Annotated in this window: 17 protein-coding genes; 14 read left to right on the forward strand and 3 right to left on the reverse strand. The window is 63.0% G+C overall.

The features are described 5' to 3' along the window. Positions 1-55 precede the first annotated feature (55 nt). The 11 genes from rpsM (at position 56) to CK224_RS00275 (ending at position 11,587) form a co-directional block, all read left to right on the forward strand. The gene (rpsM, locus tag CK224_RS00225; RefSeq protein WP_027170351.1) at positions 56-424 is read left to right on the forward strand and encodes a 30S ribosomal protein S13; all 369 of its coding nucleotides are present in this window, start codon (positions 56-58) and stop codon (positions 422-424) included. Between the two features lie 156 nt (positions 425-580). Next, positions 581-970 carry a 30S ribosomal protein S11 gene (rpsK, locus tag CK224_RS00230; protein WP_006205444.1) on the forward strand — a complete coding sequence of 130 codons (390 nt, stop codon included), beginning with the start codon at positions 581-583 and terminating at the stop codon, positions 968-970. Between the two features lie 99 nt (positions 971-1,069). Then, entirely contained in the window at positions 1,070-2,080 is a 1,011-nt protein-coding gene (locus tag CK224_RS00235) for a DNA-directed RNA polymerase subunit alpha (protein ID WP_059188661.1), read from the forward strand. 104 nt (positions 2,081-2,184) lie between these two features. Beyond that, positions 2,185-2,616 carry a 50S ribosomal protein L17 gene (gene rplQ, locus CK224_RS00240; RefSeq protein ID WP_066989613.1) on the forward strand — a complete coding sequence of 144 codons (432 nt, stop codon included), beginning with the start codon at positions 2,185-2,187 and terminating at the stop codon, positions 2,614-2,616. 190 nt (positions 2,617-2,806) lie between these two features. Then, entirely contained in the window at positions 2,807-4,300 is a 1,494-nt protein-coding gene (locus CK224_RS00245) for a DegQ family serine endoprotease (protein ID WP_095780446.1), read from the forward strand. Between the two features lie 44 nt (positions 4,301-4,344). Next, positions 4,345-5,652, forward strand: a complete 1,308-nt coding sequence (locus tag CK224_RS00250; RefSeq protein ID WP_095780447.1) for a replication-associated recombination protein A — start codon at positions 4,345-4,347, stop codon at positions 5,650-5,652. A gap of 206 nt (positions 5,653-5,858) precedes the next feature. Next, complete coding sequence (locus CK224_RS00255; RefSeq protein WP_095780448.1) at positions 5,859-6,689, forward strand: aspartyl/asparaginyl beta-hydroxylase domain-containing protein; 831 nt, start codon at positions 5,859-5,861, stop codon at positions 6,687-6,689. 122 nt (positions 6,690-6,811) lie between these two features. Beyond that, a complete protein-coding gene (locus CK224_RS00260) occupies positions 6,812-7,798 on the forward strand; it encodes an RluA family pseudouridine synthase (RefSeq protein WP_095780449.1) in 987 nt (328 codons plus the stop codon). A gap of 41 nt (positions 7,799-7,839) precedes the next feature. Continuing rightward, positions 7,840-8,715 (forward strand): DMT family transporter, encoded by an 876-nt coding sequence (locus CK224_RS00265; protein ID WP_176477844.1) that lies wholly within the window; start codon positions 7,840-7,842, stop codon positions 8,713-8,715. Between the two features lie 10 nt (positions 8,716-8,725). Further along, on the forward strand, positions 8,726-9,517 hold the full coding sequence (locus tag CK224_RS00270; protein ID WP_095780451.1) for an ATP12 family chaperone protein: 792 nt from the start codon (positions 8,726-8,728) through the stop codon (positions 9,515-9,517). Positions 9,518-9,697: 180 nt separating this feature from the next. Then, positions 9,698-11,587, forward strand: coding sequence for an MFS transporter (locus CK224_RS00275; protein WP_095780452.1), 1,890 nt, complete (start codon positions 9,698-9,700; stop codon positions 11,585-11,587). Positions 11,588-11,664: 77 nt separating this feature from the next. Here the strand turns inward: CK224_RS00275 and CK224_RS00280 are convergent, their stop codons facing one another. After that, positions 11,665-11,859, reverse strand: coding sequence for a DUF2735 domain-containing protein (locus tag CK224_RS00280; RefSeq protein WP_067321438.1), 195 nt, complete (start codon positions 11,857-11,859; stop codon positions 11,665-11,667). A 308-nt stretch (positions 11,860-12,167) separates the two neighbouring features. On the opposite strand from CK224_RS00280, the gene CK224_RS00285 reads away from it, so the two are divergent. Beyond that, the gene (locus CK224_RS00285; protein WP_066989630.1) at positions 12,168-13,208 is read left to right on the forward strand and encodes a glutamine synthetase beta-grasp domain-containing protein; all 1,041 of its coding nucleotides are present in this window, start codon (positions 12,168-12,170) and stop codon (positions 13,206-13,208) included. A 241-nt stretch (positions 13,209-13,449) separates the two neighbouring features. On the opposite strand, the gene glnA is transcribed toward CK224_RS00285, so the two are convergent. Then, positions 13,450-14,859 (reverse strand): type I glutamate--ammonia ligase, encoded by a 1,410-nt coding sequence (glnA, locus tag CK224_RS00290; RefSeq protein ID WP_066989632.1) that lies wholly within the window; start codon positions 14,857-14,859, stop codon positions 13,450-13,452. 61 nt (positions 14,860-14,920) lie between these two features. Next, on the reverse strand, positions 14,921-15,259 hold the full coding sequence (locus tag CK224_RS00295) for a P-II family nitrogen regulator (protein ID WP_006205430.1): 339 nt from the start codon (positions 15,257-15,259) through the stop codon (positions 14,921-14,923). Positions 15,260-15,604: 345 nt separating this feature from the next. On the opposite strand from CK224_RS00295, the gene CK224_RS00300 reads away from it, so the two are divergent. Beyond that, positions 15,605-17,131, forward strand: coding sequence for an NAD(P)H-hydrate dehydratase (locus CK224_RS00300; RefSeq protein ID WP_095780874.1), 1,527 nt, complete (start codon positions 15,605-15,607; stop codon positions 17,129-17,131). After that, complete coding sequence (locus CK224_RS00305; protein WP_095780453.1) at positions 17,128-19,134, forward strand: hypothetical protein; 2,007 nt, start codon at positions 17,128-17,130, stop codon at positions 19,132-19,134. The genes CK224_RS00300 and CK224_RS00305 overlap by 4 nt, the downstream gene beginning before the upstream one ends. Positions 19,135-19,136: the final 2 nt, after the last annotated feature.

Below are 19,136 nucleotides of genomic sequence, written 5' to 3' on the forward strand. Positions count from 1 at the left end.
TAGCGCCAGGCCTGCCTTTTTGAAGGATGGCCGGCCCAAATGGAGATGAAAGAACATGGCTCGTATAGCCGGCGTCAACATTCCGACCAACAAGCGCGTCGTCATTGCGCTTCAGTACATTCACGGCATCGGCAAGAAGTTTGCCCAGGAGATCGTCGACAAGGTCGGCATCCCGGCAGACCGCCGCGTCAACCAGCTGACCGACGCGGAAGTGCTGCAGATCCGCGAGACGATCGACCGCGACTACCAGGTCGAAGGCGACCTGCGCCGCGAGGTCTCGATGAACATCAAGCGGCTGATGGACCTCGGCTGCTACCGCGGGCTGCGTCACCGCCGCTCGCTGCCGGTCCGCGGCCAGCGCACGCATACCAATGCGCGCACCCGCAAGGGCCCGGCCAAGGCGATCGCCGGCAAGAAGAAGTAATTAGGGGAATAAGGGAGTAGGGGAGTAAGGCAGTAGGGAATAGTCCGAAATCGGATCGTTCATTTCCCACTCCCTTACTGCCCTATTCCCCTACTCCCTTACGAAGGTGGAGCCGCTGGCGTTACGGCGGTGTAGAGATCAACTGAAAGGACTACCATGGCCAAGGAAGCCGCTCGTGTTCGCCGTCGCGAACGCAAGAACATCTCGTCGGGCGTTGCCCACGTCAATTCGACCTTCAACAACACGATGATCACCATCACCGACGCGCAGGGCAATTCGATCGCCTGGTCGTCGGCCGGCGCCCAGGGCTTCAAGGGTTCGCGCAAGTCGACCCCGTTCGCCGCCCAGATGGCCGCCGAGGACGTCGCCAAGAAGGCCCAGGAACACGGCATGCGCATGCTCGAGGTCGAGGTCTGCGGACCCGGCTCCGGCCGTGAATCGGCGCTGCGCGCCCTGCAGGCCGCCGGCTTCACGATCACCTCGATCCGCGATGTGACGCCGATCCCGCACAATGGCTGCCGTCCGCGCAAGAAGCGCCGCGTCTAATATTTTTGAACGCCGCATGAGCGCCAAGGCGCTCCTCCGCGGCAATTCCAGGCTGCCCGCCACGATTGGATGGTGGCGGGTCAAAGGAAGGAAGACACCATGATCCAGAAAAACTGGCAGGAACTGATCAAGCCGAACAAGATCGAGTTCTCGTCGAAGAAGAAGACGCTGACCACGCTCGTGGCCGAGCCGCTCGAGCGCGGCTTCGGCCTCACGCTCGGCAACGCGCTGCGGCGCGTGCTTCTGTCTTCGCTGCGCGGCGCGGCCGTCACCGCCGTGCAGATCGACGGCGTGCTGCATGAGTTCTCGTCCATCGCCGGCGTGCGCGAGGACGTGACCGACATCGTGCTCAACATCAAGGAAATCGCCATCCGCATGGAAGGCGATGGTCCCAAGCGCATGGTCGTGCGCAAGCAGGGTCCGGGCGCCGTCCTTGCCGGCGACATCCAGACCGTCGGCGACGTCGAGATCCTCAACCCCGACCACGTGATCTGCACGCTGGACGAGGGTGCGGAGATCCGCATGGAGTTCACCGTCGACACCGGCAAGGGCTATGTGCCGGCTGAGCGCAACCGCGCCGAGGACGCGCCGATCGGCTTGATCCCGGTCGACAGCCTCTACTCGCCAGTCAAGAAGGTCTCCTACAAGGTCGAGAACACCCGCGAGGGCCAGGTTCTCGACTATGACAAGCTGACCATGACCATCGAGACCGACGGTTCGATCTCGGGCGAGGACGCCGTGGCTTTCGCGGCCCGCATCCTGCAGGACCAGCTCAGCCTGTTCGTCAACTTCGACGAGCCGCAGAAGGAAGTCGCCACCGAGGCCGTCACCGAGCTGGCCTTCAACCCGGCGCTGCTCAAGAAGGTCGACGAGCTCGAGCTTTCGGTGCGTTCGGCCAACTGCCTGAAGAACGACAACATCGTCTATATCGGCGACCTGATCCAGAAGACGGAAGCCGAGATGCTGCGCACTCCGAATTTCGGCCGCAAGTCGCTGAACGAGATCAAGGAAGTGCTGGCGGCGATGGGTCTGCACCTCGGCATGGAAGTGCCGGATTGGCCCCCGGAAAACATCGAAGACCTCGCCAAGCGTTACGAAGATCAATATTGAGCATGAATTCCAAGGATCGGCGGCGCGAGCCGCTCGATCCGACGGTCATGCGGAAAACCATCAGAGGCCGTGGCCTCTTGAACAACTAAAGAAGGAAAAGAGCCATGCGCCACGGTTTCAAAGGCCGTCGCTTCGCCCGCAGCGTGAGCCACCGCAAGTCGATGTTCGCCAACCTCGCCGTGTCTCTGATCGAGCACGAGCAGATCGTCACCACCCTGCCGAAGGCGAAGGACCTGCGTCCGATCGTCGAGAAGCTGGTGACGCTCGGCAAGCGCGGCGACCTGCACGCCCGCCGCCAGGTGATCGCGCAGATCGGCAATGAAGGCGTCGTCAAGCGCCTGTTCGAAACCATCGCACCGCGCTACGCCAGCCGCAACGGCGGCTACCTGCGCATCATGAAGGCGGGCTTCCGCCACGGCGACAATGCCGCCATGGCGGTCATCGAGTTCGTCGACCGCGACACCTCGGCCAAGGGCGCCGCCGACCGCGCGCGTCTCGAGGCCGAAGGCGGCGAAGAGGAAGCCGCGGCCGCATAAGGCCAGGTTTTCAGCGAATGAATTCAAGGGGCCTTCGGGGCCCCTTTTTCGTTCTGAAACCAGCGAGCAGGGCGAGCGGATTTTCGTTCTCGTTCTCACGCTTTTGCGCGACAAGCATCGTATTTCCGTGCATTAGCCTTTCATTCTGCACAATCGTCGGGACAATGGCGCCTGATCTGGAGGATTCGGAATGCACCTCAAACGGCTGTTTCTTATTGCGGTTTGCACGCTTGCCGCTTTCGCCGCGGCTCCTGGCGTCAGACAGGCATTCGCAGAAGATGCCGCCAAGCCGGCCGACCCTGGCCTTTCCGACGTGCTGACTGACCTCTTGCATGGCGTCGAAGGTGAGAACTCGACCTCCGGGCCCGACAAGCGCGTGCCGTTCGGCCGCGAGGAGGTGCAGCTTTCGTTTGCGCCGCTGGTCAAGCAGACGGCGCCGGCCGTGGTCAACGTCTACGCCTCGCAGACGGCAAAGGTGACCTCGCCGTTCGAGGGCGATCCCTTCTTCGAGGAGTTCTTCGGTCGCGCGCAGCCGCGCGCGCAGTCTTCGCTCGGTTCCGGCGTGCTGGTCGATCCAAGCGGCGTCATCGTCACCAACTACCATGTCATCAAGGATGCCGACGAGGTGAAGGTCGCGACGGCCGACGGGCGCGAGTTCACATCCAAGGTGATGCTTAAGGACGAGACACTCGATCTTGCCGTGCTCAAGATCTCCGCCGACAAGCCGTTCCCGGTGATCGCCATCGGCGATTCCGACGCGCTCGAGGTCGGCGACCTGGTGCTCGCCATCGGCAATCCCTTCGGCGTCGGCCAGACCACCACCAGCGGGATCGTTTCGGCGCTTGCCCGCAGCCATATCGGCGTTTCCGACTCCGGCTATTTCATCCAGACCGATGCCGCCATCAATCCCGGCAATTCCGGCGGCGCGCTGATCAACATGGGCGGCCAGCTGGTCGGCATCAACACGGCTATCTATAGCCGTAGCGGCGGCTCGATCGGTATCGGTTTCGCCATTCCGTCGAACATGGTCAGGGCTTTCGCCGACGCCGCCAAGGCCGGCCTGGATTTCTTCGAGCGGCCCTATATCGGCGCCGAGTTTGAAGCCGTGACACCGCAGATCGCGGAATCGCTCGGCATGGAAAAGCCGACCGGCGCGTTGGTCTCGTCGGTCGATGCGGCCGGACCGGCCGGCAAGGCGGGGCTCAAGCCGGGCGACGTCGTGCTGTCGCTCAACAACACGCCGGTCGAAAGCATCGAGGCGCTGAACTACCGCATGGCGACGCTGTCGATCGGTACGAAGGCGACCTTCGCCGTACTGAGCAAGGGCCAGCAGGCAACGCTCGAGATTGCCCTGGAGCGCGCCCCCGAAGGCGCGAAGGCGAGCGAGGTCACGCTGCATGGCCGCAGCCCCTTCGCCGGCGCCAAGGTGGCAGAGCTTTCGCCGCGCCTTGCCCAGCGTCTCGGGCTGCGCACCGACATGAAGGGGGTCACCGTGGTCGACATCAACCGCGATTCACCGGCCGCCGATTTCGGCTTCCAACCGGGCGATATCGTGCGCGAAGTGAACGGCACCAGCATCGATAAGGCGGCGACGCTGGCACAGATTGCGCAGCAGGACACGCGGTGGTGGCGGTTTACCGTCGAGCGCGGTGGGCAGATACTGCGCCAGGTGTTGCGTTACTGAGCAGGCTCTGGAAAAGGGGCCGCGTTCCAACCAAATAAAAGTGCATGGCCGATCTGTTCAGCGTCGATGAACCGGAGAAGGCGCCGCCCGGCCGGCCGCTGGCTGATCGGTTGCGCCCGAAGACCCTTGGCGAGGTCGTTGGCCAGGAGCACTTGACCGGCCCGGATGGCGCGCTGACGCGGCTGATCAATTCCGGCACGCTCGGCTCGATGATCTTCTGGGGCCCGCCCGGCACCGGCAAGACGACGGTGGCGCGGCTGCTCGCCGGCGAAACCCACCTCGCCTTCGAGCAGATATCGGCGGTGTTTTCCGGCGTCGCCGACCTGAAGAAAGTGTTCGAGGCAGCAAAATTGCGCCGGACCAATGGCCGCCAGACGCTGCTCTTCGTCGACGAGATCCATCGCTTCAACCGCGCCCAGCAGGACGGTTTTTTGCCGGTCATGGAAGACGGCACGGTGGTGCTGGTCGGCGCCACGACGGAGAACCCATCCTTCGAGCTGAACGCGGCGCTTCTGTCCCGCGCGCGGGTGCTCGTCTTCCGCTCGCTGGACGAGGAGAGCATCGCCAAGCTGCTGGAGCGGGCCGAGGCGACCGAGGGCAGGGCGCTGCCGCTCGACGACGAGGCGCGGGCCATGCTGATCCGCATGAGCGATGGCGACGGTCGTGCCTCGCTGACGCTCGCCGAGGAGGTCTGGCGCGCCGCCAAGCCGGGCGAGGTGTTTGGGCCCGAAGGCCTGCAGCGCGTCATCCAGCGTCGCGCGCCGATCTACGACAAGGGCCAGGACGGCCACTACAACCTGATCTCGGCGCTGCATAAATCAGTACGCGGCTCGGATCCGGACGCCGCGCTGTATTACCTCGCCCGCATGTTCGATGCCGGTGAGGATCCGCTCTATCTCGGCCGCCGGCTGGTGCGCATGGCGGTGGAAGATATCGGGCTTGCCGATCCGCAGGCGCTGGTCGTCGCCAATGCCGCAAAGGACGCCTACGACTATCTCGGCTCGCCCGAGGGTGAACTCGCCTTCGCCGAGGCCACTGTCTATCTCGCCACCGCGCCCAAGTCGAACGCCGTCTACACCGCCTTCAAGGCGGCGACACAAGCGGCCAAGGAATTCGGCTCGCTGCTGCCGCCCAAGCACATCCTCAACGCGCCGACCAAGCTGATGAAGGAAGAGGACTACGGCGCCGGCTACCGCTACGACCACGACGAGCCGGATGCCTTTTCCGGCCAGGACTATTTCCCGGAAAAGATGGGCCGCCGCACTTTCTACGATCCGCCCGAGCGCGGCTTCGAGCGCGAGGTCAGGAAGCGGTTGGAATACTGGGCAAAGCTGCGCAAAGAGCGGGAATAGCCGCTTCCGCGGCTCGGCGAGCCCGGGTGCTTCGCGGCGAAGCTTCGTCGGCATGACAGCAAAGTCGAGATGCTGGCGCGATCGTGAGCGGGCAAACCTGTTCCAGATTGTGCCGCGTCATGAAAAATCCTATGAAGGCGCACGGCTGGCGGGGGTCGCCGTGATTTGGCTCATGCGAACAGGATCGCGCTCCCAGGCGAAAGACTATGACAAAGCAAACCCGTAAGACTCTTCGTCAGGCTGCTATCGCAGTCCCGCTTCTCGCGCTTGGCTTTTATTTTATCCCGATCCTGACCACGATCTGGATCGTCTGCGGTCTGATCGACGTGATGCGCAATGCAAACAAGGATCTGTCGTTGTTCCGCGGCTATTTCCTCGGCAACGGCATCTTCACCTGGCTGCTGTCGCCATTCAACCTTTTGGTCGACCTGCTTTGCTATCGGAACCCGGGCGTATGGAAGCTGGAGCAGTTCCCCGCAGACTATCAGCGCGAGGTCAACGAGGTTCTCGACGTCTTCAAGGCTCGCAAGGACGAGATCATCGCCGATATCGACGCCAATTTCGGCACCGGTCGGCGCGGCATGTATGTCTATCAGTGGTATGGCAAGCACAAGATCGACAACGTCGCGGAATTCAACAAGGACTTCAAATACATCAAGACCATCGCGGTCTCAGTCTTCAGAGGCAAGGAATCGACTTCCTGGCATTTCGGGCCGCTGCGGCTCAGCCTGCGCATCCTCTACAACCTGTTGCCGGTCAAGGCTGAGATTTTCGTCGAGTGCAACGGCGCCAGGAACTACTGGCACGACAACCCGCTTTACATTTTCGACGACACGCTGCTGCACCGTTCGGTGAACGAATATGACGGACGCCGCTACTGCGTGTTCATGGATATCATCCGTCCATCGCCATTCCCCGGCCTGATCGCCAACCTTCTCGCCATCGTCTCGGTCAGCGTCGAGCGCATCAATTCCATGTTCTACAAGAACTGGAAGATGATCGGCTCGTCCAAGGCCAAGAAGGCCGCCGCAAACTGAAGCGTCCGCGCCTGCGGCTCCGCAACGCTCTTTGGCGCGATCTTTGTCCGTTGTTGGGTCTTTGGCTCGCAACCTCTCTGCCTTAGTGCTATGGCGCCGCCTTCAACCGGAAAAGCGTAACCATGGCAGGTGTCGAACAAATCACTGTGGAGGCCGGCGAAGCGGGCATGCGGCTCGACCGCTGGTTCAAGGTCCATTATCCGGGCCTCGGCTTCGGTCACCTGCAAAAGCTCTTGCGCTCGGGCCAGGTCCGCGTCGATGGCGGCCGCGTGAAGGCCGACACGCGCGTCGAGCCCGGGCAGACCGTGCGCATTCCGCCGCTCGAAGTCGACAAGAAGGGCGACGCCGCGCTCACCGGCCATTCGATCCGCAACCAGGGCGATGCCGATGTGCTGGCCAAGATGCTGCTGCACGAGGACCCGAAGGTCTTCGTCTTCAACAAGCCTGCCGGGCTTGCCGTGCAGGGCGGCTCCGGCGTCACGCGCAATGTCGACGACATGCTCGAGGCCTGGCGCAACCAGAAGGGCGAGAAGCCGCGCCTCGTCCATCGCCTCGACCGCGACACGTCCGGCGTGCTGGTCGTTGCCCGCACCCGCCTTGCCGCGATGAAGCTGTCGGAAGCGTTCCGGGCGCGCGAGACGAAGAAAACCTATTGGGCCTTGGTCAAGGGCGTGCCGCCGAAGCGCGAGGACAAGATCTCGACCTGGCTGGTCAAGGAGGCGACGCCGGACGGCGACCGCGTGCGCATCGCCAAGCATGGCGAGAAGGGCGCCGACCATGCCGTTTCCTATTACCGCGTCGTCGAGCAGGCGGCGCAGTCGCTGTCCTGGCTGGAAATGGAACCTTATACCGGCCGCACCCACCAGCTTCGCGTCCATGCCGCCCATACCGGCTGCCCGATCATCGGCGATCCCAAATATTTCGAGGCCGACACCAATTGGGAGTTTCCCGGCGGCATCCAGAACCGCCTTCATCTTCACGCGCGCCGCATCGTTATCCCGCATCCAGACCAGGGCGTCATCGATGTTACCGCGCCGATGCCGCCGCATATGCGCCAAAGCTGGAACTTGCTCGGCTTCGATGAGCAGAGCGCGGAGGACGACAATTGAGCGGTGCTGCCGATACATTCGGCCGACGCGACGCGGTCGACATGACCGCGGCCGCCATGATGGTCGGGCTGACATTGTCCTGGGGCCTGAACTACGTCGCCGCCAAGGTCTCCTATGCCGGCTACGATCCGGTCTTCGTATCGATCGCGCGCTCGATCATCGGCGGGCTGTGCGTTCTCGGCTGGTGCCGGTTGCGCGGCATCAAGCTGTTTGAAGCGGATGGGACGCTCAGCGCCGGTATTGTCGTCGGCGTGCTCTTCGGCGTCGAGTTCCTGTTTCTCTATATCGGGCTGGAATACACGACCGTCGCTCGCAACACGCTCCTGGTCAACACCATGCCGTTCTGGGTCCTGATCGGCGGCCATTTTTTGCTCGGCGAGCGCATCAACGTGCGCAAGCTTGGGGGCCTCGTGCTTGCCTTCTGCGGCCTTCTGGCCGTGTTCTCAGACGGCATCTTCGGCGGCAATGACGCGACGCTGACGGGCGATCTGCTCAGTCTTGGCTCGGGCATCCTGTGGGCGTTGACCAGCATCGTCATCAAGCGATCGAAGCTGGTCGAGACCAGCGCCGAGAAGCTTCTGCTCTATCAACTCGCTGGCGCCGCCGTCGTCGGTGCCCTTGTGATGCCGTTCGCCGGCCCGCCCATCCGCGAAATCGCTGCATTGCCGACACTGGCATTGATGTTCCAGTCTTTCTATATCGTCGCTTTCACCTATGTTTTGTGGTTCTGGCTGCTCACGCGCTATCCGGCGGCAGGCCTGTCCAGCTTCGCCTTCCTGTCGCCGGTGTTCGGTGTTCTGTGCGGCGCCGTGCTTTTGGGCGAGCCGCTGACGATCAGGATCTTCCTGGCATCGGGCCTGATCGCGGCCGGGCTGATCATCGTCAATCGGCCGTCGCGCAAGCAGGTCCCAGCGTAAGGAGTTCGAGATGCGCGACATCCTCAACGACCTCGAAGCGGGAAAGCAGCTTTCAGATCCCGATCCGGTGCGCCGCGCCCAGATCCAGATGAAGACGCCGCTGCCGAAGCGCTTCTACAAGGCGGTTTCGGTAGTGCCGGTCGAAGGCGGTTTTGCCGTCCATCTGGACGGCAGGCCGGTCCGCACGCCGGGAAAGGCGCTGCTGGTGTTGCCGACTGAAGGAGCCGCGACGCTGGTTGCTGACGAATTTTCCGCCCAGCGCGAGATCATCGACCCTGTGACCATGCCGGTGATGCGCCTTGCCAACACGGCACTCGACGGTGTGGCCAGCGACCCGCAAGCGGTGCTGGAGGATGTCCTGCGCTTCGCTTCGTCGGACCTGCTTTGCTACCGAGCCGATGGCCCGCAGGGGCTGGTAGACCGTCAGAACAGGCTCTGGGATCCGGTTCTCGATTGGGCAAGAAGCAACCTCGGCGTGCGCTTCAACCTCGCCGAAGGTGTCATCCATGTCGAGCAGCCGCGCGAGACGATCGCCGTCCTTGGCGCTCATCTTGCCCAGCGCGCCGAGCCGCTGCGTCTGGCCGCGATCCACGTCATGACCTCGCTGACCGGCTCAGCGCTGCTGGCGCTTGCCGTCGACTTCGGCGAGCTCGACGGCGAGGAGGCCTGGGCCGCCGGCCATGTCGACGAAGACTGGCAGATCGAGCACTGGGGCCAGGATGCCGAAGCCGTCGCGCGCCGCTCCGCCCGCAAGCGCGACATGATGGCGGCAGTCAGCCTGCTTGAGGCGCTCAAAGCCTGAGCTCCGCTTCGCATTGCATCTAATACCAAAGTCATAATCCCATCGTCGCGGTGCCTTTTGGGGGCGCTTTCTGCCATTTTTTCCCTCGTTGGCCGCGTTTTTTGAGTCCGCGTTCGGAGGAATTGCGGACGGTGGCGCGCAGCCATCGAGGACAGACGGGATCCACGGGAGGATATATCAATGGCAATGGCATCGACCGCCGGCGGAAAAAGCCGCGGCATGACGCGGGAGGAAAAGAAGGTCATCTTCGCCTCCTCGCTCGGTACCGTTTTCGAATGGTACGATTTCTATCTTTACGGTTCGCTGGCCGCCTTCATCGGCGCGACCTTCTTCAGCCCGACCATCCCCGAGGCGACGCGCAACATCTTCGCGCTGCTGGCTTTCGCCGCCGGCTTCCTCGTCCGTCCCTTCGGCGCGCTTGTGTTCGGCCGCATCGGCGACCTCGTCGGCCGCAAATACACCTTCCTCGTCACCATGACGATCATGGGCCTGTCGACCTTCCTGGTCGGCCTGCTGCCCGGCTATGCCAGCTGGGGCATCGCGGCGCCGGTGATACTGATCGGGCTGCGCATGCTGCAGGGGCTGGCGCTTGGCGGCGAATATGGCGGTGCCGCAACCTATGTCGCCGAGCACGCGCCGGACGATCGCCGCGGCTTCTACACCTCCTGGATCCAGACGACGGCAACGCTCGGCCTATTCCTGTCGCTGATCGTCATCCTCATCGTCCAGGGTTCCCTCAGCAAGGAAACCTACGCTGCCTGGGGCTGGCGCATTCCCTTCATCGTCTCCTTTCTGCTGCTTGCCATCTCGATCTGGATCCGGCTGTCGCTTTCGGAGTCGCCGACCTTCCAGCGCATGAAGGAGGAGGGCAAGGGCTCCAAGGCGCCGCTGTCAGAGGCCTTCGGCCAGTGGAAGAATGCCAAGATCGCGCTTCTGGCGCTGCTCGGCCTCACCGCAGGCCAGGCCGTGATCTGGTACAACGGCCAGTTCTACGCGCTGTTCTTCCTGCAGAACGTGCTGAAGGTCGACGCGTGGTCGGTCAACGTCATGATCGCGATCGCGCTTGCCGTCGGCTCGATCTTCTTCGTCGTGTTCGGCTGGCTGTCCGACAAGATCGGCCGCAAGCCGATCATCATGGCCGGCCTTGCTTTGGGAATCGTCTGCACCTTCCCGCTGTTCAAGGCGCTGACCTGGGCCGCCAATCCGGCGCTGGCCACCGCACAGCAGAACACGCGCGCAACGGTGACCGCGGCACCCGGCGACTGCAGGTTCCAGTTCAATCCGGTCGGCACGGCGAAGTTCACGACGTCCTGCGATATCGCGACCTCGTTCCTGACCAAGAACTCGGTGCCTTACGACGTCGTTTCGACGGCGGCACCCGGCACCGCCGCCACGGTCAAGATCGGCAACGAGACGGTGCAGTCCTATGACGCCGTCGCCGCCGGCGATCAGGCCAAGGCCAAGGAGGCCGCCTTCCAAAAGGCCGTCAACATGTCACTGCAGGATGGCGGCTATCCGCTGAAGCGGGCCGCGGCCAAGGTGCCGGACCAGAAGCTCGACGCCTTCGTCGCAGCCAATCCGGAATTGAAGCTCGATGCGGCGGCGATCCGCGGCGGCGAGAAGACGACCGTTCCGACCGACAAGGCGGTCGCCGACAAGCTGCTGACCAAGGAGGAAGCGGCCGGCGCCCCCGAGGTCATTGTCTACAACATCCCGGGCGGTGGTGCCTTTGCCATGGTCGCCGATCCGGAGGCGGTGAATTGGCCGGTGACGATCGGCATCCTGTTCATCCTGGTCGTGTTCGTGACCATGGTCTACGGGCCGATCGCCGCAATCCTGGTCGAGATGTTCCCGACCCGCATCCGCTATACCGGCATGTCGCTGCCTTACCATATCGGCAATGGCTGGTTCGGCGGCCTGCTGCCGGCAACGGTGTTCGCACTCAGCGCCTACAAGGGCGACATCTATTACGGCCTCTGGTACCCGGTGGTGATCGCCGCGATGTCGCTCATCATCGGCATGATCTTCGTCAGGGATACGCTTGGCACCGATCTGGACGCCAAGCAGTAGCCGATCCTCGGCAAATGAAGAGCCCGGCGCGAGCGATCGCGCCGGGCTTTTTCTCGTCTCGAGCTGGAAAGAATTGGTCAGCTCTTGCGCTGCTTGTGTTCTTCCTCGATTGCCGCCTGATGGTACCAGCCGTCGAAATCTGCGTGCGTATTGCGCAACGAGGCAAGCTCTGCCGCGAATTTCGCCTTTGCGCCTAAATTTGAGGCAGACGCCCGGCCTGCAAGCGGGAACATCAGGATCTTTGCCGAAGGACGGGACGTGGTGACATCCATTGGCGGCCTCCTACCTCTTCAGGAGCAAGTCGATTCAAATCTGTTCCCAAGATAGGTTCTGCGATTCATTTAGGCAATATGCTCACAAAAAGATCAGTCGCTGCACAATATTTATGCAGAAAGCGCGCCTGAACGATCGCCGCGCATTGCTGCGCAGCCTCAGCAAAATCAACGCTTTGCGATGACCATTTTGCCGCACCCTGGACGAGGAGAGTGGCATACGAATTGCATTTTAGCGCACGGCAGGCCGGCTCGGTCCGGCCATGCGTTGATGCCGCCCCGGCGTCCAAGCAACGAGAGGCACTGGAATGACCAAATACAAACTCGAGTATATTTGGCTCGACGGCTACACCCCGACCCCCAATCTGCGCGGCAAGACCCAGATCAAGGAGTTTGCCGAGTTCCCGACGCTTGAGCAGCTGCCACTGTGGGGCTTCGACGGCTCTTCCACGAACCAGGCCGAAGGCCGCAGCTCCGACTGCGTGCTGAAGCCGGTCGCGCTCTATCCGGATCCGGCGCGCACCAACGGCGTTCTCGTCATGTGCGAAGTCATGATGCCCGATGGCGTCACCCCGCATGCTTCGAACAGCCGCGCGACCATCCTCGACGACGAGGACGCCTGGTTCGGCTTCGAGCAGGAATATTTCTTCTACAAGGATGGCCGCCCGCTCGGCTTCCCCGAGAGCGGCTATCCGGCGCCGCAGGGACCTTATTACACCGGCGTCGGCTACAAGAATGTCGGCGATGTCGCGCGCCAGATCGTCGAGGAGCATCTCGACCTTTGTCTCGCCGCCGGCATCAACCATGAGGGCATCAACGCCGAAGTGGCCAAGGGCCAGTGGGAGTTCCAGATCTTCGGCAAGGGTTCCAAGAAAGCCGCCGACCAGATCTGGATGGCGCGCTACCTGCTGCTGCGCCTTACCGAAAAGTACGGCATCGACATCGAGTTCCACTGCAAGCCGCTTGGCGATACCGATTGGAACGGCTCGGGCATGCACTGCAACTTCTCGACCAAGTACATGCGCGAAGTCGGCGGCAAGGCCTATTTCGAGGCGCTGATGGCCCAGTTCGAAAAGAACCTGATGGATCACATCGCCGTCTATGGTCCGGACAACGACAAGCGCCTGACCGGCAAGCATGAGACCGCGCCTTGGAACAAGTTCTCCTATGGCGTTGCCGACCGCGGTGCCTCGATCCGCGTGCCGCACTCCTTCATCAAGAACGACTACAAGGGCTATCTGGAAGACCGCCGCCCGAACTCCCAGGGCGACCCCTACCAGATCGCCTCGCAGGTCTTGAAGACGATCTCGGAGGTCGCGACCGACGCGAAGGTCTCGGCTGCGGCGTAATGCCTTAAATGCGTCGGCGGCATTCCCCGCGAGACCATCGAAGATTAAAAAGCCCTGGCGAAAATGCCGGGGCTTTTTTTAGGCCTGGCTTGCTTGGCGGCGATGAGATCCGCGCTCTCGCGACAGTGCTGGCCTGCTGTTCTGACGAGGCCCGTCCTGCGGCCTTTCCGCCCTCTGGCGAGCTGTTCACGAAAAAACCCCGGCTTTCGCCGGGGTTGTTTTCTGTCGGGAATGCAGTCGCTTACACCGAATAGTACATGTCGTACTCGACCGGGTGCGGGGTCATTTCGAAGCGCATCACCTCGGCCATCTTGAGCTCGATGTAAGAGTCGATCTGGTCGTCGTCGAACACGCCGCCTGCCTTCAGGAAGCCGCGGTCCTTGTCGAGGTTCTGCAACGCTTCGCGCAGGGAGCCGCAGACCGTCGGGATCTTCTTCAATTCCTTCGGCGGCAGGTCGTAGAGATCCTTGTCCATCGGCTGTCCGGGATGAATCTTGTTCTTGATGCCGTCGAGACCCGCCATCAGCATGGCGGCAAAGCCGAGATAGGGGTTCGCGCCCGGATCGGGGAAGCGAACCTCGACGCGCTTCGACTTCGGCGAGGAGCCGAACGGAATGCGGCAGGAGGCGGAACGGTTGCGCGCCGAATAGGCGAGCAGCACCGGCGCTTCGTAACCCGGCACCAGACGCTTATAGGAGTTGGTAAGCGGGTTGGTGAAGGCATTGATCGCCTTGGCGTGCCTGATGATGCCGCCGATGTAGAAGAGGCAGGTCTCCGACAAGCCGGCGTATTCGTTGCCGGCGAAGGTCGGCTTGCCGCCCTTCCAGATCGACTGGTGCACGTGCATGCCCGAGCCGTTGTCGCCGAACACCGGCTTCGGCATGAAAGTGGCCGTCTTGCCATAGGCATTGGCGACCTGGTGCACGACATACTTATAGATCAGCATCTTGTCGGCGTTGCGCACCAGCGTGTCGAACTTGATGCCGAGTTCGTGCTGGGCGGCCGCGACCTCGTGGTGATGCTTTTCGACGCGCACGCCCATTTCGGCGAGCACCGTCAGCATCTCGGAACGCATGTCCTGGCAGGAGTCGATCGGCGGCACAGGGAAGTAGCCGCCCTTGATGCGCGGCCGATGGCCGAGATTGCCGGTCTCGTAGTCGGTGTCGTCGTTGGACGGCAGCTCGGTCGAATCCAGGCGGAACCCGGTGTTATAGGGATCGGCCTTGTACTTGACGTCATCGAACACGAAGAACTCGGCTTCGGGGCCGACATAGATGGTGTCGCCGATGCCTTCCGACTTCATGTAGGCTTCGGCCTTCTTGGCGGTGCCGCGCGGGTCGCGGTTGTAGGCCTCGCCCGAGATCGGATCGAGGATGTCGCACAGGATGACCATGGTCGACTGGGCGAAGAACGGATCCATGTGGACCGTATCCGTGTCCGGCATCAGCACCATGTCGGACTCGTTGATCGCCTTCCAGCCCGCGATCGAGGAGCCGTCGAACATGACGCCGTCGGCGAACATGTCTTCCTCGACCTCCACGACGTCCATCGTCACATGCTGCAGCTTGCCCCTCGGATCGGTGAAGCGCAGGTCGACGAATTTTACATCGTTGTCCTTGATCTGCTTCATGATGTCTTTGGCTGTCGTCATGTCATGTATCCCTGTGTGCTGACGTTTTTTTGATGATGACGGTTCAGGAAGACGGGCGGAGTCAGACCGCGTCCATGCCGGTCTCGCCGGTGCGGATGCGAACGACTTCCTCGATGTTGGAGACGAAGATCTTGCCGTCGCCGATGCGGCCGGTCTGCGCCGCCTTGCGTATGGCTTCGATGGCGCCTTCGACGGCGTCGTCGCCGAGCACGACCTCGATCTTCACCTTGGGCAGGAAGTCGACGACATATTCGGCGCCCCGATAAAGCTCGGTATGGCCCTTCTGCCGACCGAAACCCTTGGCCTCGGTGACGGTGATGCCTTGCAGCCCGGCCTCCTGAAGCGCTTCCTTCACTTCGTCCAGCTTGAATGGCTTGATGATCGCTTCGATCTTTTTCATGTAGAAAGTGGCCTCCACTGCCAAAGAGACGGGTTGCGCGCCCCGCTTGCGTCTTCATCAAGCACGAAGCGTGCCAATTACCAGAGGTTGAGGGCGGTATCGGGCGATTTCCATGCCTTGCCGCATCCGAATGCAAATCCGCGTCATCCGCTGCATCGGATGCGTCATCGACGCCCAAAGCCTATACATCGCTCCTCCATCCGTCTGCGCAAAACTTGAGCAGATAGCGCAATTTGCAGGCAGATTCCCCTCCCGGCGCCACCGCTTTGGGATGCATTCGGCCGCCGCTGTTTGCTTCGAGCCGCAAATCGGACAATGCTTGATCGGATGGAGATCGGCAATCCCATGCGCAATGAACTTCTTTCGCCGTCCGAAATGGCCGAAGCCGACCGGCTGGCGATCACACAAGGCCCGCTCGACGGCTACGGATTGATGCGCCGGGCCGGCGAGGCCGTGGCGGCCGTGCTCATGGCGCGCTATCCGGCGGCGGCACGGGTGCACGTGCTTTGCGGACCCGGCAACAACGGCGGCGACGGCTATGTCGTGGCGAGCCTGCTCCGGAAGGGCGGTGTCAACGTTGCTTTGTGGAGATCGGGCGAACCGCGCGCGGGCAGCGATGCCGCGCTGGCTGCAGCCGATTGCCCGTTGGAGCCACGACCGCTATCTGCCTTCGCGGCCGAACCGGGATCGCTGGTGATCGACGCGCTGTACGGAGCGGGGCTCTCGAAAGCACTGTCGGGCGATGCCGCCCGGGCCGTCCAGGTCGTTACGGATCTCGGCTTGCCGGTCGTCGCCGTGGACCTGCCCTCGGGCGTTTCCGGCGAAAGCGGCGCCATCCTCGGCAGCGCATTTCGGGCGGCGGTTACCGTGACGTTCGCGCGAAAGAAACCGGGGCATCTGCTGCTGCCGGGGCGGGAAATGAGCGGCGAGATCGTGCTCGCCGACATCGGCATCGGTGACGACATCATCGCTCGAGTCGCGCCGCGCAGTTTCGAGAATGCGCCGGCGCCCTGGCTGCCTGTCTTTCCGGTTCCGGCCGTCGATGCGCACAAATACAAGCGCGGTCATGTCAGTGTCTTTTCGGGCGGTCCTGCGGCCACCGGTGCCGCGCGCCTGTCGGCGCTCGCAGCCGCAAGAAGCGGGGCAGGGGCGGTGACAGTGCTGTCGCCGGCGAACGCCATGCAGGTCAATGCCGCGCATCTGACATCGATCATGCTGCGCAAGGTCGACGCGGTTGCCGATCTCGGTGCGTTCCTTGCCGACCGCCGCCCCTCGTCCTTTGTGCTCGGCCCGGGGTTTGGCGTCGGCGAAAAGGCGCGCGATTTTGCCCTGGCGCTGCTCGGCGCCGGGCACGCGCAGGACACCGGCGTTGAAGGGCTGGTGCTCGACGCCGACGGCATCACCTCGTTTCGCGAGGAGCCTGAGACGCTTTTCCAGGCTGCCCGAAAGTCCGGCGCCCCGGCGCTGGTGATGACGCCGCATGAAGGCGAGTTCGGCAGGCTGTTCCCTGAGGCAGCGGGCGACAAGGTGCTTTCCAAACTCGGCAAGGCCCGCGCGGCGGCGGCGCGAGCCAACGCCGTCATCGTCTACAAAGGCGCCGACACGGTGATCGCAGCACCTGACGGCCGCGCCGCGAACAACGGCAATGGCGCGCCATGGCTTGCCACCGCGGGTTCGGGCGACGTGCTGGCGGGCATCATCGCCGGGCTCCTGGCACAAGGCATGCCGGCGTTTGAAGCGGCCTGCGCGGCTGTCTGGATACACGCCGAAGCCGGCAGCCGGTTCGGACCCGGCCTGATCGCCGAGGATTTGCCTTTGGCCATGGTGCCTGTGCTGCACGCGTTGGTCGAAAATGGGATGGCTGCTCGATGATGAGGCTGGCGATCCTTGTCGCGGTCGCTGCCATCGCTGTTCTTGGCGTGCGGGCGGCTGATGCTGCCGGTCGTCCGGTCACGGTCGTGGACGATCCGCAGGTGCTCGCCAAGCTCGACGCCGATGGCTTCGGATTCGCCGGTATTTTTGGCATCAGCGGCAAGGACGATCTGAAAACGCTCTATGACGCGGCGCTGGCCTACCACGCCATCGTCGAAACCGTAGCGGCCGATGTCGCAGCACTGCGCGCCGACATGAAAGCAGGCGGCCGGCCGCTCTATGAGGCGACCGACGGCAATGTCGGCCGCATCATGGACATGCGCTGGCTGAAGACCGACGCGGCGCGTTTCCGGCTGGTCGGCGTCGTCAACCGGCTTGACCGGCGTGACTTCGCAAAGCTCGGTGGGGAAGCGAGCTGCGGCGAGGTGCGCTTCATCTACCGCCTTGCCTATAGTTTCAGGAAGAACGGCAAGGTGTTGGCCTCGAGGCTGCCGTTCAATTTCAATGCCGTTTACCGCGCAGCTCCCGACGCCGACGGCGGCTGTACCGGCGTCGCCGGGCGCTGGACGCCGCAGATCGACGAAGCGGCGGATGCCGGGTGGCTGTCCGGCGGACCGCTGGATAAAGCGAGCCTCTCCTTCAAGCAGCTCGAACTCAACGCTCAGGTGGTGCGCTTTCCTTCCGGCCAGGAGACCGAATTTGGCGGTCAGGCCGCCTATCTCATGCGCATCTTCGGTATCGACGGCACCACAATCAGCCAGAAACCGCTCGAAAATACGCCGGACACCATCCGCCTTGCGCAAGACGCGCGGTTGAAGGCGAGGCTTACGGACTATGTCCGCGCCAATGCCGGTGCAATCGATCTCGGCGTTTACGAAATCCCGGATGAATTCCTGGCGAAGAAGGTCATCTCCTGGTCGACCTTCGGCAGTGCCAGGCAGGCCAATCATCCATTCACGCCACTGTTAGAACCGGAGGCGTTTGCCGGGGTCGACTATTCGAAACTGACATTGGCGCGCACGGCCGAAGCCTTGATCGAGCGGCTCGACAATGGCGCCTGCCAAGGCTGCCATCAGGCGGGCTCGACCGCCGGATTCCATTTCATCGGCCTCGACGATAGCACGACCTCGCCGCTCAACCGCATCGAAGTCGGCATCTCGCCGCATCTCCATGCCGAGATTCCGCGCCGCGAGGCGTGGCTGCAGGAGACTGTGGAAGGCAGAGAAGCGAACGGGTTTCGCCCGTTGTCCTTCGCACCACCCGCCGTGTGGAAAGACACCGGCGAGATCGCCTATACGCCGGCCGAGACAACCATGCCGTGCCTGGTGCCGGAAGACGCCGCCCGCTTCGGCAGCAGCTGGCAATGCGGAGCCGGCACGGTCTGCACACCGATCGCGACCGCTACAGGGGTTAGGACGAAACTGGCGCAATGCCTGCTGCCGAAGGAGAGCCGGAAAATCTTTTCCGGCCATCCCTGCTTGACCGGAACGATTGCCAGCGACACCGCGCAGCCCTTCAACGACCGTTACAACGTCACCGGCCAGTTCGCGGCGTTCGCGCCCGCCATTTCACGCACCGCCTATACCTGCCGGCCGCCCAAGATCGGTGTGCCAGGCGGCTTCGCCTATCGCGGCTGCGACGCCAAGGATCTGGCCTTCTCCGCTTTCAATGCTGGCAAGCCGATGCCGAGCGAAATCTGCGGCCTGGTCGGCGGCAAGAAGTTCGATATTTGCGTGGCGACCAACAATTTCGACCAATGCCTCGGCGGCGCCGTCAATCGCGGTAACCGTCCGGCCTGCTCGGCCGATCGTTTCTGCCGCGAAGACTATATGTGCCAGTCGCTGCCGTCCGACACGCCCGGTGCCTCCAGGGTCAAGGGCATCGGCTTCTGCTCGCCGACCTATTTCCTGTTCCAGATGCGCATCGACAACCATGCGACGCCGTGGACGAACACCGGCCGCGCCAGCATGAGCGCGGGCTTTGGCGCCGCCACCGAGGAATAAGG

It is taken from the genome of Mesorhizobium sp. WSM3862 (genome assembly GCF_002294985.1).
GTDB lineage: Bacteria > Pseudomonadota > Alphaproteobacteria > Rhizobiales > Rhizobiaceae > Mesorhizobium.